This is a genomic window from Silvibacterium bohemicum, from assembly GCF_001006305.1.
GTDB lineage: Bacteria > Acidobacteriota > Terriglobia > Terriglobales > Acidobacteriaceae > Silvibacterium > Silvibacterium bohemicum.
This window is the reverse complement of the sequence record NZ_LBHJ01000007.1, coordinates 76,522-90,737: the sequence shown is the minus strand read 5'-3', so window position 1 is coordinate 90,737 and position 14,216 is coordinate 76,522. Positions and strand designations below refer to the sequence as shown.

General features: G+C 57.6%; 9 protein-coding genes. 5 read left to right on the top strand and 4 right to left on the bottom strand.

Annotated features, from left to right (window positions below; translation table 11 throughout):
• Positions 1–63: 63 nt before the first annotated feature.
• From XX99_RS15030 to XX99_RS15020, 3 genes are read left to right on the top strand one after another with little or no spacing between them, the layout of a single operon-like run.
• Positions 64–1,971, top strand: coding sequence for a dehydrogenase E1 component subunit alpha/beta (locus XX99_RS15030; protein ID WP_184085292.1), 1,908 nt, complete (start codon positions 64–66; stop codon positions 1,969–1,971).
• A complete protein-coding gene (locus XX99_RS15025) occupies positions 1,968–3,365 on the top strand; it encodes a 2-oxo acid dehydrogenase subunit E2 (RefSeq protein WP_050060229.1) in 1,398 nt (465 codons plus the stop codon). Before XX99_RS15030 ends, XX99_RS15025 begins: the two co-directional genes overlap by 4 nt.
• Before the next feature lie 4 nt (positions 3,366–3,369).
• A complete protein-coding gene (locus tag XX99_RS15020) occupies positions 3,370–4,134 on the top strand; it encodes a 4'-phosphopantetheinyl transferase superfamily protein (RefSeq protein WP_050060228.1) in 765 nt (254 codons plus the stop codon).
• Between the two features lie 242 nt (positions 4,135–4,376).
• Here XX99_RS15020 and XX99_RS15015 read toward each other — a convergent pair whose 3' ends face one another.
• Both XX99_RS15015 and XX99_RS15010 read right to left on the bottom strand, forming a co-directional pair.
• A complete protein-coding gene (locus XX99_RS15015; RefSeq protein ID WP_050060227.1) occupies positions 4,377–7,271 on the bottom strand; it encodes a ligand-binding sensor domain-containing diguanylate cyclase in 2,895 nt (964 codons plus the stop codon).
• A gap of 288 nt (positions 7,272–7,559) precedes the next feature.
• Entirely contained in the window at positions 7,560–10,736 is a 3,177-nt protein-coding gene (locus tag XX99_RS15010) for a putative bifunctional diguanylate cyclase/phosphodiesterase (RefSeq protein ID WP_050060226.1), read from the bottom strand.
• Between the two features lie 317 nt (positions 10,737–11,053).
• On the opposite strand from XX99_RS15010, the gene XX99_RS15005 reads away from it, so the two are divergent.
• Both XX99_RS15005 and XX99_RS15000 read left to right on the top strand, forming a co-directional pair.
• Complete coding sequence (locus XX99_RS15005) at positions 11,054–11,971, top strand: universal stress protein (RefSeq protein ID WP_050060225.1); 918 nt, start codon at positions 11,054–11,056, stop codon at positions 11,969–11,971.
• The gene (locus XX99_RS15000) at positions 11,965–12,645 is read left to right on the top strand and encodes a hypothetical protein (RefSeq protein WP_050060224.1); all 681 of its coding nucleotides are present in this window, start codon (positions 11,965–11,967) and stop codon (positions 12,643–12,645) included. The genes XX99_RS15005 and XX99_RS15000 overlap by 7 nt, the downstream gene beginning before the upstream one ends.
• Positions 12,646–12,681: 36 nt before the next feature.
• Here the strand turns inward: XX99_RS15000 and XX99_RS14995 are convergent, their stop codons facing one another.
• Both XX99_RS14995 and XX99_RS14990 read right to left on the bottom strand, forming a co-directional pair.
• On the bottom strand, positions 12,682–13,458 hold the full coding sequence (locus tag XX99_RS14995; protein WP_050060265.1) for an SDR family NAD(P)-dependent oxidoreductase: 777 nt from the start codon (positions 13,456–13,458) through the stop codon (positions 12,682–12,684).
• Between the two features lie 357 nt (positions 13,459–13,815).
• Positions 13,816–14,181, bottom strand: coding sequence for a hypothetical protein (locus tag XX99_RS14990; RefSeq protein WP_050060223.1), 366 nt, complete (start codon positions 14,179–14,181; stop codon positions 13,816–13,818).
• Positions 14,182–14,216: the final 35 nt, after the last annotated feature.

Below are 14,216 nucleotides of genomic sequence, written 5' to 3'. Positions count from 1 at the left end.
CAAATGTCTAATAGTCCAGCACTCAGCGAGTTCATGCCCGCCCTGCTTCCGGAGCCTAGGCTTTTGGAAAAAGCGCTTGGCATTCGGATGTTTGAACAGCGGCTTTTGAAGCTGTTCAGCGAAGGTCGCCTTTTCGGAACCGTTCACACATGTATCGGGCAGGAATGGACCGGCGTAGCGTTAGCCGAGCATCTGACTCCCGGGGACGTCATCTTCAGCAATCATCGCTGCCACGGGCATTACCTGGCCCGCACCGGCAACTATGAAGGACTTTTTGCCGAGATCATGGGACGCGAAGCCGGCATCTGTCGCGGACGCGGCGGCAGCCAGCATATCTGCGACGGCAACGTCTTCAGCAACGGCATTCAGGGCGGCATTGTGCCGGTGGCTTCGGGCATCGCCTATGCCAAGCGTCTGCGCGGGACCGGCGACATCGCCGTGGTCTTCGTCGGCGACGGGACGCTGGGTGAAGGCGCTCTATACGAAACGCTGAACATCGCATCGGCGTGGGGCATCCCGGTGATGGTGGTGCTCGAAAACAATCTCTATGCGCAGAGCACCTCGCAGAAGCAAACATTGAGCGGAGATATCGAGGCGCGTGCGCAGGCCTTCGGCATTCGCACCCTGCGCGCCGATACCTGGGATCCGCTGCAGCTGATCGAAACCATGGGGCAGGCCGTGGATTATGTGCGCAGCGAGACCAGGCCGCTCTTCCTACGCGTGGACACCTACCGCCTGATGGCGCATTCCAAGAGCGACGACGACCGCGAGAAGGCGGAGGTCGAGAGCTACTGGGAGCGGGATCTGGTTCATCGCGCCGCCAAAGATTTCCCTGAGATTATGGGGCCGATCGAAGCGCGTCTGCTGGCAACTCTCGATGCCGCGGTCGAGCGAGCGGAGACTTCTCCGCTCTCAAACACGCTCGAGCAAGTACATGAGGAACCCGTTGCTTCCTGGACCGAGACGATCTTCCTCGGCGGCGAACGCATGGTAAACCGCATCTATGCCGGCCTGCGCGCTGCTCTGGAACGCGACGAGCGCGTCGTCATGCTGGGCGAGGACATTGAAGGTCCATACGGCGGAGCGTTCAAGGCGACGAAAGATCTGAGTCTGCTTTTTCCGGGACGCGTGCGCAACACGCCGATCAGCGAGCTGGCCATCACCGGTATCACCAACGGACTGGCGCTTGCTGGGATGAAGCCGGTGCTGGAGGTGATGTTCGGCGACTTCATCATGCTCGCCTCGGACCAGATCTTGAACCACGCCGCGAAATTCGAATACATGTATGGCGGCCAGGTGAAGACGCCGCTGGTACTGCGAACGCCGATGGGCGGCATGCGCGGCTACGGTCCGACGCACAGCCAATCGCTCGAGAAGCATCTGCTGGGCATTCCAGGCACGCGGGTGCTGGCGCTGCATCAGCGCTTCGACCCGGCCACGGTATACGAACGGCTGTTGAGTGACGAGGTTGAGCAGAAGCCGACGCTGGTCATCGAGAACAAGGTTCTTTACGGCGAGAAGGCTTCGCCGGATGCCGTCGAAGGCTACAAGTGGTTCCACAGCGGGCACAGCTTCCCTCTCAGCTACATGAGGTCTGAGTCGAAGCCCGACGCTACGGTGGTCTGCTATGGCGGAATGCTGCCCAGCGTGGAGCAGGCCGTCGACCGGCTCTTTACCGAGCACGATCTTGTAATCGAAGTGGTCTGCGTGATGCAGCTCTATCCGCTGCAAAAGGCGGCCATGCTGCCTCTGCTGCAGCACAGCGGGCGCGCCCTGCTGGTCGAAGAAGGACATGGCTTTTGCGGTTTCACTGCGGAGCTGATGGCATCCTTCGCCGAACTCGATCGAGGTCTCAAGATGCGCCGGCTGTACTCCCATCCGCAGCACATTCCTTCGGCAAAGCCCCTGGAGCTGGCTGTGCTTCCCAATGTTGAGCGCGTCATTAAGGAAGTATTGGAGCTGGTGCGATGAGCAGCCTGTCGATCCCTGTCGCTCTCGAGCGGGACAATGTTAACGACGAGTCGGTGGTGCTGGTGCGCTGGCTGGCCGACCACGGCGCAATGGTAGAAGCCGATGCCCTGCTGGCGGAGATCGAGACCAGCAAGGCCAACATCGAGGTGCATTCTCCGGCGGCGGGATATCTGAATCATCACTTCGCGGCGGGCGAGGACGTTCCGGTGTCGGAGCCGATCGCGACCATCACTTCGGAAGCTCCCGCGAGTGGCCCCTTCTTGAAGAAGGGCGCAAACACATCAACGGCCGCGGTGATTGCCGAGGCTGAGGACACTCCGAAGAAGGGTCCGAGTGCTCCGCTGCAGATGCCTTCGCGTGAGCCCATCCCAGTCACAGCGGGATTGGCCGCCGAGTTTACTGCGGTGACCGCATACCGGCAGCGCTTCTCGCCGCTTGCAGTGAAGATGATGCGCGAGCATGGACTGACGGAGAAGGACTTCGCCGGCAAGTCCGCGGTCCGCAAGCAGGACATCCTCGACTTCTTGAACCCCGCTGCTGCGAAGCCGTCGCCAGCACCTGCTTATGGTGACGCTGCCCCGCGTGCTGCAGCAGCAGCGTCGCCGCTGCCTACGCAGCCGTACGAAGAGATCAAGCTCTCAAAGGCCAAGCGCCGCGAGGGCATGAATCTGGCCGCGGGAGTGAGCAACGCGGTGCAGAGCGCGGTTGCGGTCACTTGTGTCACCACCGGATTGCAGCGCGCAATTGCGAAGCGCAAGATCGACGGCAACTCCTCCGCGGTCATGCTCTACGAGGTAAGCCGGCTGCTGCGGAAATACCCCGCGTTCAACTCCACCTACCGCGACGGCATGAGGCTTGAATACAAGCAGGTGAATGTGGGCTTCGCCATGGATGACGGACGCGGCCTGAAGGTCGCGGTCGTTCCGAATGCGGATACCCTGTCGCTGGCTGAGATCACGACGCAGATGCGCGAGCTGACCGAAGCCTATCTGGACGACAAGCTGACGACGGCTCAGATCGCCAACGGCACCTTCACCATCAGCGATCTCTCCAGCATGGGGATCTCCGGATTCTTTCCGCTGATCAGCGAAAACCAGGGAGCGATTCTCGGTGTGGGCGCAGAGCAGTTCATCCCCGGGCATCAGTACGGATGGTATGAGCTGGTGCTCACCTTCGATCATCAGTTGGGCGATGGACGAACTGCGGCGTTGTTCCTGAACGACCTGAAGGATCGCATGAAGGCTTATGAGAGCACACTGCAGGAGCTGCAGGAAGAGATGTCTTGCTCGCGGTGCATGCGCAGCGTTGCCGAGCTCAGGGAGAAAGATCAGCACCTGCTGCAATCATCGGTTCCCAACCAGTATTTATGCAGTGTGTGCCTGACAGGATACTAACGCGATGACCGAAACAGATCTGAAAGAGATTGTCGCAACGCTCGGGCGCACGGACGCATCGAGAATTACCGGAGCCACGGCTCTGGATGGAAACCTGGCTGGCTCGCTGGCTCGCGCACGACTGGCAGTGATGCTTCGCTCGAAGTATTCGATCACCGATCCCGCAGTCTACAAAGTCGCCACCTTCGGAGATCTCTGCAGTCTGTGCGGCCTGGGCCACGCTTCAAGCAATGGCAACGGTCATGTCGCTGCGCCATCTGCTCCGTTGAATCTCAAGGGCAGCGGAGAGGTCAGTCTCGGCGTTGATATCGAGAGCGTTGCCGCGATGCCCGAGGCCGTCGATCTTTGGGAAGCACCCTTCTACCAGCAGACGTTCACGCGGCAGGAGATTGCATACGCGCATCTGCAGCCTTCTCCGAAGGCCAGTCTCGCTGCGATGTGGAGCGCCAAGGAGGCGGTCCGCAAAGCGATTCCGGGACTCTACGGCGTGGATTGGCAGCGGATCGAAGTGCTCCACGACGAAAGCGGCAAGCCGAGTATCAATCTTGATGGAGTGCCGCTGGCAGGTGCGCTCAGCCTGAGTCATACGGACGAAGCGGCCTTCGCCGCGTTCGTCTCCGTGCCGGCGCCAAAGCCGGTACCTCCGCCGGTGATTGTAGCTGCTCCAGTGGCAGCTCCCGCTGAGCCGCCGAAGACGAGCAACAAGATGGCTCTGCTTGCATTGTTGGTCGCGATCGTAGCGCTGGTTGTGGCTTTTCTCCGCCACTAGAGCTGCCAATTCTCTTTTCGTCGATTCATTCATCCCTCAGGGGCCAAAGCCCCTGGGGGATGCGCGTTTTACGGCACGGCTCAAGCCTTGCCCTGATACGAAACCATTGATGAACCGGCCACTCGTCACGCGGACATGCGCATGTCAGGAGCCTCTATCGGTATGGTCGGGATGGGCATGATGGACAAGAGATCAATTCCCGGGGATGCCAGGCGATCAGGGGTGCTGGGCAACCCTGATCGCTACGCCAACCGAGAGCTGGGAGGATCGAGAGTCTGGACGCAATTGCGGCCACTTCGTTTTGCCTGATAGAGCGCAGAGTCTGCTTCGGCAATCATTGCTTCAACCGTTGCGTCTCCCTCACTGACGGCGACACCGATGCTGCAGGTGACCTGGATGACATACGGTCCTACGAGGAAGGGTTGCGCGGCAATGGCGTGGCGAAACTCCTCGGCTCGCCGCAGGCCATCCGGCAGGGTGCACCGCGGAAGCGCGATGAGCAGCTCTTCTCCGCCGTAGCGGCCTATGGAATCGTAGGGCCTGGCATGTTTTGTAACTCGTTCCGCTACCTGTTGCAGGACCGCGTCTCCAGTGAGATGGCCATACATATCGTTAATCACCTTAAAATGGTCGACGTCGACCATCAGGACGCAAAGATGAGAGCTTTCCCGGCTGCTGCGCTGTATTTCCTTGTCCAATAGCTCGAAGATGGCGTGACGGTTCCAGAGTTTAGTGAGTGAATCTTTGGTGGCCTGCTCGTGCAAAGCCTCCGTCGCCGCTTCCGCGACCTTGATCGCCTCCTGCAGCTCCTGCGTTCTGAGATTTACTCGATTCTCGAGGTCGCGGTTGCGAGCTTCCAAGTAATGGAAACGCAGCTTGGCAAGAACGATGCACAGCAAGAGAAAGACAAGAGTGCAGACGGCCTTGAACCAGGTTGTCTGCCAGTAGTGCGGCCTCAGGACAAAAGAAAGGACGGCTGAGTTCGGACTCCAGCTCTCGCTACCGTTGGCCGCCTGCACTTGAAATGTGTAGCGGCCCGGCGGGAGCTTGGTGTAGTAGGCTTCGCGACGGCCTGCCACATAAACCCAATCGCGATCGAATCGATCGAGACGATAGCGGAACTGCATTCGCGCCGGGTCAGAGAATTCCGGTGCGGTGAATTGAACTTCGAGATCGTCGCCACCTATACCCACGATGGCTTCCGCCTTCGAAGGCACCGGGTTCTGATTGAGGAGAACTCTCTCGATATGAATTTGAGGCTCGGCAACGAGACGCGGCATGTGATCAGGATTGATCGATGCCACGCCGCCCACGGTCGCAAACCAAAGCCGGCCGCTGGAGCCTTTCCATACCGCTGGATAGGCTGCGAAATTGCACTCCGGCTCGCGCAGTCCGTCGGCGCTGCCGTAAACCACGCTGTGGATGGATCGCGTCCGGCCCTCGGCATAGTCGGTCAACTCTTTTTTCGTGACGCGAAAGATCCCGTTGTTGCAGGTCATCCATAGGTTTCCCAGATCATCCTCGACGATGGCTCCTACGGTTAGATCGAAGAGACCCTGGTTCACGGAATAGGTGGTGACATGTCCGTCCTTGATGCGGTTCAAGCCTCCCGGCGAAGTGCCGGCCCAGACCACGCCCTCGCGGTCGACGTACACGGCCTGCGCAAAATCACTGAGCAATCCTTGCGCGGTGGTGTAGGTGGTGATCGCGCCGTTCTTCATGCGGCTGACGCCGGCGTGATCGCTGCCTACCCAGATTGCGCCGTCTGGAGCCATGGCCAACGTGTTCACCAGGCCAGGCGCGGCGTAGTGTTGAAAATGACCGTTGTGGAAACGAACAAGACCGTTCTCCTCGTGAAATCCAAGCCACAGGTCTCCGCTGGGATCCTGAAGAATTGCCGCGAGGCGACTATCCTTCGCCGCCGGATCGCGGAAGGTAGTAAAGCGGCCTCGATCGAAATGAACGAGCTGGCCATGTTCCAGACCGATCCAGAGGCTTCCATCGGGGGCCTCACACAAACCGAAAATCGTGTCGGCCGTGAGTCCATCGGCGACGGTATAAATACGGACCTTCCCGTCTTTATCGATGTGATTGAGGCCCTTGCCGTTCGTGCCTACCCATACGCTGCCGTCGCGGGCCTGCAGAACGCTCCAGATCATGTTTGAGGAAAGCCCCTCACGCCTGCCAAAGCTGCTGAAGAGGCCATCGCGCAGCTCCACTGCTCCCCCTTCGGACATGCCTACCCACAGGTGTTGGGCGCGATCTTCGAAGAGATAGCCAACTTCATCGGAGGGCAACCCTTCCGCCATGGTGTAAAACTTGAGCTTACCCTGCCACAGAGAGGCAATACCGTTGTGCTCGAAGGCCAGCCAGAGCACTCCATCGTGGTCTTCGAGCATCGACGCAATGCGCGCTTGCGGAGGAAACTCAGATGGCCGCAACTTCTGTAACACACCGCCAGACCAATGAACCAGACCGGCCAGCGTCGCTACCCAGAGAGATCCATCTCGCGAAGGGGTGAGCTTCTGAATCGCGTCACCCGACAATCCATCTTTCGTGGTGTAAGTGGTGAAGCGGTCCCCTACCAAGCTGACCAGACCTTTGGGAGTTCCAAACCACAGGGTGCCTCGGCGATCTTCCGCGATGGCGCGGATCTCTGCGCTGGGCAGGTTGTCGGCCGTTGTGTAGCGGCGTATATGTTCATTCTTTAAGCAGTACAGGCCCTCTGCACTGCCCACCCAGATGCGGCGGCTTCGGTCCTCATGGATGGCAAGGATCGGCGATCCCGGAGTGAAGTAGGTGCGGAATACGCCGTCTTTGTAACGTCCCACTCCGCTGCGCGTTCCTATCCACAAACTTCCATCGCTTGCGGCCGTGAGTACATTGATGTAGTTGTCGACCAGCTTTTTATTCTTCAGAGTATTGAGAACGGTCACGCGGAGCCCATCGAAACGGGCGATACCCTCCTCTGTCCCGAACCACATATAGCCGTCTTTGGTTTGAGCGATGGAATAGACGGAGTTCTGCGGCAAACCATTCTTGTCGTTAAGCTCAAACTGCACATATTGCGTAATAGCTTTGTTAGGATCCAGCGCATGGCAGTATGAAGTCAGGCAGCCGAAAACGAGAAGGCACACGGTGAGCCTTCTCCATCTGGCAGCGAAACTGCGAAGAGACACTAACATTCTGGAAATTCGTAGCTAAAAATGAGCGATCCTCAATCTATCTATTATCGGCTTCTCATGAAGAAGCGCCATATCACCTTTGCGGGAGGGATAGGCTCGCAACTACCACCTGAGATCGGGGTTGTTCACCCACCTAGTTAGGGCGATAGATTGATTTTGTTCGGCCGAACGGAGGTTCATCGCACTGGATTAGACTTCTACATTTCCTGATCGCCCGAGGATAGGCGCAATGAATTCCAACTACGGCTCTCTCCGCATCTTTCTCATCGCGGGTGTATCTTGCTTCGGACGATCGGAATTCCATGGTCTCGATACTCCCATGACTACGCCTGAGCGCCATTCTTCGAGTCTTTGGGAGATGACTTCAAACGACTGAGGACGGCTGAAGTAGAAGCCCTGCAGATCCATCTCGCCCAGCTTCGCGAGCGCCTGGATATCTTCTTCCGTCTCGACTCCTTCTGCGACGATTCGCTTGAGCATCGTCTTTCCCATGCTCACAATCGCTTCAACGATAGGCAGCACGGCCGGTTCGCTGTGCAGTGCGCGAACGAAACTTCGGTCTATTTTCAGCGTATCGATCGGCAGCTTGTGCAGAACTCCGAGGCAGGAGTGTTCCATACCAAAGTCGTCGATGGAGATACGCACGCCTTCGGCGTGAAGCTTGTTGAGTTGGATCATGGCTTGCGCGATATCGCGTGCAATCGTTCGCTCGGTGAGTTCAATCTCTAAACAACTCGCCGGCATTTCACACTCCCGCAACGCCGCGAGAACATCGCCGGCGAAATCAGGCTGCTCGATCTGGCGAGCCGAGACGTTGACCACCATGCGAACTCCATCCATCGCTTGCAGGCCCCATTGGGCCGCATCGTGTAGAGCCTGGCGCAATACCCACGCTCCGACCGGAATGATGATGTCGTTGCGCTCGGCAACACTGATGAAGGCGTCCGGCGTTACGATGCCTAAGATGGGGTCGTCGAGCCGAAGCAGCGCTTCCAATCCCCGCAATTTACCCTGCGCGGAAAACTGAGGCTGGTAATAAAGCTGGAACTGCCGGTTTTCAAGCGCCGCATCTAAATCCGCCGGTGAGAAGATTGTTGTCTCCCCAGCAGCCGACGGCCGGTAATCCTGATCCGCTCCGCGGCGACGTTTCGCGGAGTACATATCGATATCCGCGTGACGCTTCAACTCCTCCGCGTTGGAACCATGATCGGGATAAACAGCGATGCCGATGCTCGCTGAGCCATACACGCGTGCTTCGTCAAGGATGAAGCCATGCTCGAAGCAGCTCTCGACCCTGCGCCGGCATGCTTCGGCATCTTCAAGATTCTCGATCTCAGTAGCTATGAGCAGGAACTCATCGCCGCCGATGCGCGCCAGCTTGTCGCTGGTGCGGACCCTGGAAATGAGGCGGCAGGCGATCTGTTGCAGATAGAGATCGCCGATCTTGTGGCCGTGCTCGTCATTCACTCGTTTGAAGCGGTCGACATCGATGTATGCAACGGCAATGCGGCTTCCCGATTGCGTCGCCGCTTGAATCGCGACTTCGAAATTGAGATCCGACAGTCTTCGATTGGGAAGCGAGGTGAGTTGATCGTGCGTAGATGTGTAGTTCAACTCCTGGTAGATCCGTCTTTGGTTGAGGGCAAGATTGGCCAGGGCCGCACCCACTCCAAGCACCTCTGTTTCAAAATGCGAGAGCATCCGCGGCTCGGTGCCGCACCCCAGGAATGTGCCGATCTGCCGTCCCCTCGCGTCATTCAATGGCTGGGTGAAGACAGTCTGGCCGGACGACAGGTAACAGGCACTGGCTTCGGCGCCGTAGATTTGTTCTTTGTCCGAATCTTTAATGGAACAACAGCAGCGGATTCCGACTACCAGCTCCGCCACCGAGTTGCAGATATCGGCGAGCAGTTCGTCCAACGGTATTTCGGAATTTACTGCTTCAAGAATGCGGCTGCGCACCTTTTCCAAACGGACGGTGCGCTCGATCGTTGCCGTCTGGTCGGCCACTCTTTTACGCAACACGATAGCCCAGATGGCGATGAGGAAAGATAGTCCCACCAGTGCGCCTATCGCGACAAGCAGATGGCCTACTGTCCACCACGAGGGCGAGCTGATAACTCGCAGATCCTCCGCAGTGCGCAGGTCCAGCCGGAAAAGCATTGGCGTGATACCAGGCGTTCCCCAGTCCGCGCCTGGAGTGACGCGGCATATTCCGCTCACCGAAACAGCGGTCCCCGTGGGCAGATTCGGCAGCCAACGGCTTCCCGCGCGTCCTTGCAGCACAGCCGTCACGGCGTGGTTATCGACCATCAGCAAAAGCGTATCCGCGGAATTGGCATGCATCTGCGAGATGACGGTTCCCCGCAACGATACAAGATCGTCGCTATAAGTGCCACCGATTGCTTGCGTATAAGTGACAGGCGTTGGTTGAATAACCTCCGACTGTCCGGTAAGTATAATTTCGGTCTGCGCCAGTGTCGGCGCATATCCGTCGCCTTCCGCGAAGCCGATCAAGTCGACGATCGCTCCAAGAGGAATAGGGTCGACCTGGCGAGTTGAAGCAAAGAGGCTGCGGCCGTCCCGTTGGATGACGATGGCATGGCCCGGCTGATAATAGGTAACTGTGCCTCTTACTCTTACTCGCTGCGATTGATCCTTGATCGAGTGGGTCTGCATGACCCCGTCGATATCGGTGAGAGGCAGGCTAGACGGCGGTATCCGAGGCTTGCGGATAATCAGCAGTTCACTCGGATCGGCGGCATACACGACACTGCGCATGAGCTGCCATTGCGCGTTGAAATCACCGCCGATCACGCCTGAGATCTCGACCTCCGCATCGATCAACTCACTCGGATCGACGCCTCTGAAGTCCTGGAGGTAGGCCTGCACAATGCCCCCGGGCACCAGAACCTCTATTTCCAGAGTGTTGGTGTCGGCGTGAGGCTCAATCAGCGCGGAACGAACCGTTCCATGCAGAACGACATACTGGCAATCCCACTTACCGGCCATTAATTCACGATAACTGAGATAACTCTGAATCTTGGTTCGGGTGAAGGAACCTTTGCCGATGACTTCGATGTGCGGATCGGGGGCGACCGTGGTACGAAAGCTCATCGCCGTGAAGCCATCGATTTTGACCAGATCCCCGCGATGAATGGGATAGAACCGCGTCGTCTTGACGTAGACCGCGCCGCTGGCATCCGCGACAAACAGCGTACGCTCCGAAGGCTCGTAATAAGTTACGGTAGCAATCAGATGGACCGGAATCTTTTTGGCCGCCTGGTCTGCGGGTAAATCATGCACGCGCGCTGCCGTGGTTATCGCCGGCTGCTGGGCATAGAGGTTGGCGTGCCAGAGTAATACCAGTACGATTGGCGCAAGCAATTTGATTCGATCAGCCAGCTTGCGCATCATAAGTCCGCTCCGCCAATCTTCGCCCTTGCCCCAATCTTCTTCTGGAGACTCTAGGTTTGTGCATATTCGATGAGCAATCCCCATCTAGTTGTAGATATTCGTTTTGTATCTGTCCGTATCTGCGACAAATGGAGATTTTTTCTGCTTTTCCATTGATCCGGATCAAGAACGAATGAGACGTTTTTCAGATGCATCCTCTGAAGGGCGAGGCGTGTATCTCGGGTTTTCCTTTGTGACGCCGATCACATCTTCCCGTGATGCGAATCACTGCGGCACCGTTGTTCGCTGTTCGATATTCAAGACAGCGAGGTGTAGCGATGAACAACACAAGCTTGAAACTCAGGACGATCGTAGTTGCGACGGATTTGAGCGATCCGGCCTCTATCGCACTCAAGTATGCGCAGGCTCTCGCGCGGCTGCGGCAATCGTTGCTGGTGATCGTCCACGTCATCGATCCGTTGGCGTATGCGTTTCCAGAGGGCGCGCCTTCGACGCTTGCAGCAGACAAAGCTGCGCGCCAGGAGTTGAGCCGGATCGAAGAAGAAGCCCGAGACCTGGGAATTGCAACTCAATCCGTGGTCGAAAATGGGGTAGTCTGCGAGCGCATTCTGCAGACGATTGCCGATCATCACGCGGATCTGCTGATCCTGGGAACTCGAGCGACAACCGAGGCGGGGCGCGTCGCACTGGGTACGGTCGCACGGCAGCTTCTGAGCAAAGCTCCGTGCCCGATTCTGGCAGTGTCTCCCAGCGCGGAAAGTTTGCTGCCGTGGGCCGGCCATTGGCGTCACGTTCTGGCAGCAACGGATTTCTCACCGGCATCGCTGGTGGCGCTCCGCTATGCCCACCGCATTGCCCACACACAGCTCTTCGCCCTGCACGTTGCTTCCAATGCCAATGAGCATGACCATTCGAGCTGCATGGAGCGATTGCGTTTTCTCGCGCCCTTCAACGAAGCTCACACCGTTCCAGTGGAACATCTGGTTAGCATCGGCGAGCCCGCGAAACTCATTGGCCTCTATGCAAACAAGGTTCACGCGGATCTTATTGTTCTCGGCTCCCCAGCGAACGAACTTGGCGAGAAAGACTTTCCATCAAGCACTGTGCTGCAAGTGGTGTCGAGCGCGACATGTCCAGTATTGTGCGTCCCACCGCTCAGAGCAGCCGCAGCCGAAAAGCCTATTCAGCAAGTAATCGGCGGTTCACAGAATGAGGAGGTTTCACTCCAATGCTGAACGATGTGAAGATTCGCACTGCAGTTCTTAGTTTCCATGGAGCTTTGGCATTCATTCTGGGATCGGCTTTCGTCTATCTCGGCGCCACCATGACCAACCTCTTCTTTGAAGCCGTGTCTGTCGCCATTGCGCTGGTTCTTGCGATGGCCGCGCTCATACTGGCTGGAATTTCGGACTGGTTTGCTGCCCTCGGCGAGGGACCGAGGCGTATGCATCGCTTCATCTTTTACATGATGAGCGGCACAATTCTGGCCGGCACTGGAGTGGTGTTAGGATACTCTCCACTGATTGCGACGCGATGGCTGCTGGTCGCTGCGGCGATTTACGCATGCGTATTTGGAATCTTTTCGATTGTGTCCGCGACCGGACCTGGAAATCAGCTGTCACGTCACTACTCTGTCTATCTCTTCGGTCCCGCATCGATTGCGTTCTCGGGCATTCTGGCGGCATGTGCCGTCGATGACGTAGGCAATTCTCTTGCTACCGCCATCCTGGGGACATACCTCTGCTTCGTCGGCTTGAAGATGTTTGTGTTCGCATGGAAGATGGATTCCGTAGCCTGGGAGGCACAGCAGAGAGTCTATGCAGATGGAGGAAGGTCGATGCCAGCCGATTCCTCATCGCCGCGAAAGGTCACTCCGGTCCGTCTGCGGGAGAAACAGAGATCACCTTAACTCCGAAGCGGCGGATGAGGGAGCTGTAAAGATGCTCTACTGATTGACGCCGCTTGCCATGTAACCGCCGTCGATGACCAAAATTTCTCCGGTGACGAAAGACGCGGCATCGGAAACCAGATAGATCGCGCCGCCGACAATTTCGTTTAACTCTCCGAAGCGGTTCATTGGCGTGCGCATCTTTAATTCACGCCCGCGGTCGGTGTTCCGGACAAGATTGGCATTCAGCGAGGTTGGAAAGATGCCGGGCGCGATGGCGTTCACGCAAATGTTGGAAGGCGCGAGCTCCACCGCGAGCGATTTTGTGAGCGCACCGACACCACTCTTGCTCACTCCATACACGGCTACGTCTTTGAAGGCGACGAAGGTCGAGAGTGAAGCGATATTCAAAATCTTCCCGTGCTTCTGCGCGGCCATGGTTCTGCCGAAGATCTGGCATGAGCGCCATGTGCCGTTCAAATTGATATCGAGCACGCGCAGCCAGTCTTCTTCCGCGCACTCCAGCGTGGGCACTTTCAGCGTGACACCTGCCGCGTTTATCAGGATGTCGACCTTGGAAAACTTCTCGATGACTGCCCGATGCAGCGATTCGATCGACGAGCGGTCGCAAACGTCTACGGTCTGCTGCAGGGTCTTTCTGCCGAGCGCTTCTATCTCAACTGCTGTCTGAGCAGATTCTTCCGAGCGGCGCGAGGCGGCGACGACGTCGGCACCGGCTGCGGCGAGCCCGAGAGCAATCGCTTTTCCGAGGCCGGATGTTCCGCCGATTACCACAGCGCACTTACCGCTTAAATCAAATGGGGCAGTGCTCAACAATTACTCCATGATGCAAATTAATGCAGCGAACTGTAGCGTAACACAAGGCTGGAGAAAGACGAGAAGCTGTTCTTGCAAATTTGACTCACCTTGTATGTGCTCATAAAGCCTCATCAACGCAGGATAGAACGCTTTCAAAGATCAGCAATGACACGTATAAAGAAACACTTCCTGTCGACGTTTGCATCCGCCCCAGAATACTTTGACTTGAAGACAATTATGAATGTAGGGACATAGCCGCGGCGCAGAAGGCCATTGAAAATGGCATAGGGCGACTCGCATCCTGTAACAGAGTTGACGTAGAGAAAGTGCGCTAGAGCGGCGAAGCCAGGCGCACGGCCAGGCTAGCGCAACTTAGGCATATAGATTGACCAGCTGCCCGCTTTCCTGGGTCAACGCTCCGGAATACATCAGGTAATGCGCGGCGGGGCTGTTTGCGGGCGGAGCGGTCCAGTCGGCGCTGGACAGGTAGCTCCAAGAGGGCTGCTGGTATTCGGTCGTGGCATCATCGTTCTGTAGACCCGGTGTCGTATAGACACGGGGTTGCTTGGCGGATTGTGTCCAACCAGAATAGGCACCGGCGGCGGATGTGGATCCGCCTTGTGTATTGATCCGGGTTACAACCGCGACCGGACCGGAGCCGGCAGAAACGGAGGAGACGCCGGGCATTTCCGATGGTGCAGTCGAATCATGCGGCGCGGGAAGAAGTCTGATTACCATTGACGGCCCAACTTACCATGCCTTCTATCGGCAAT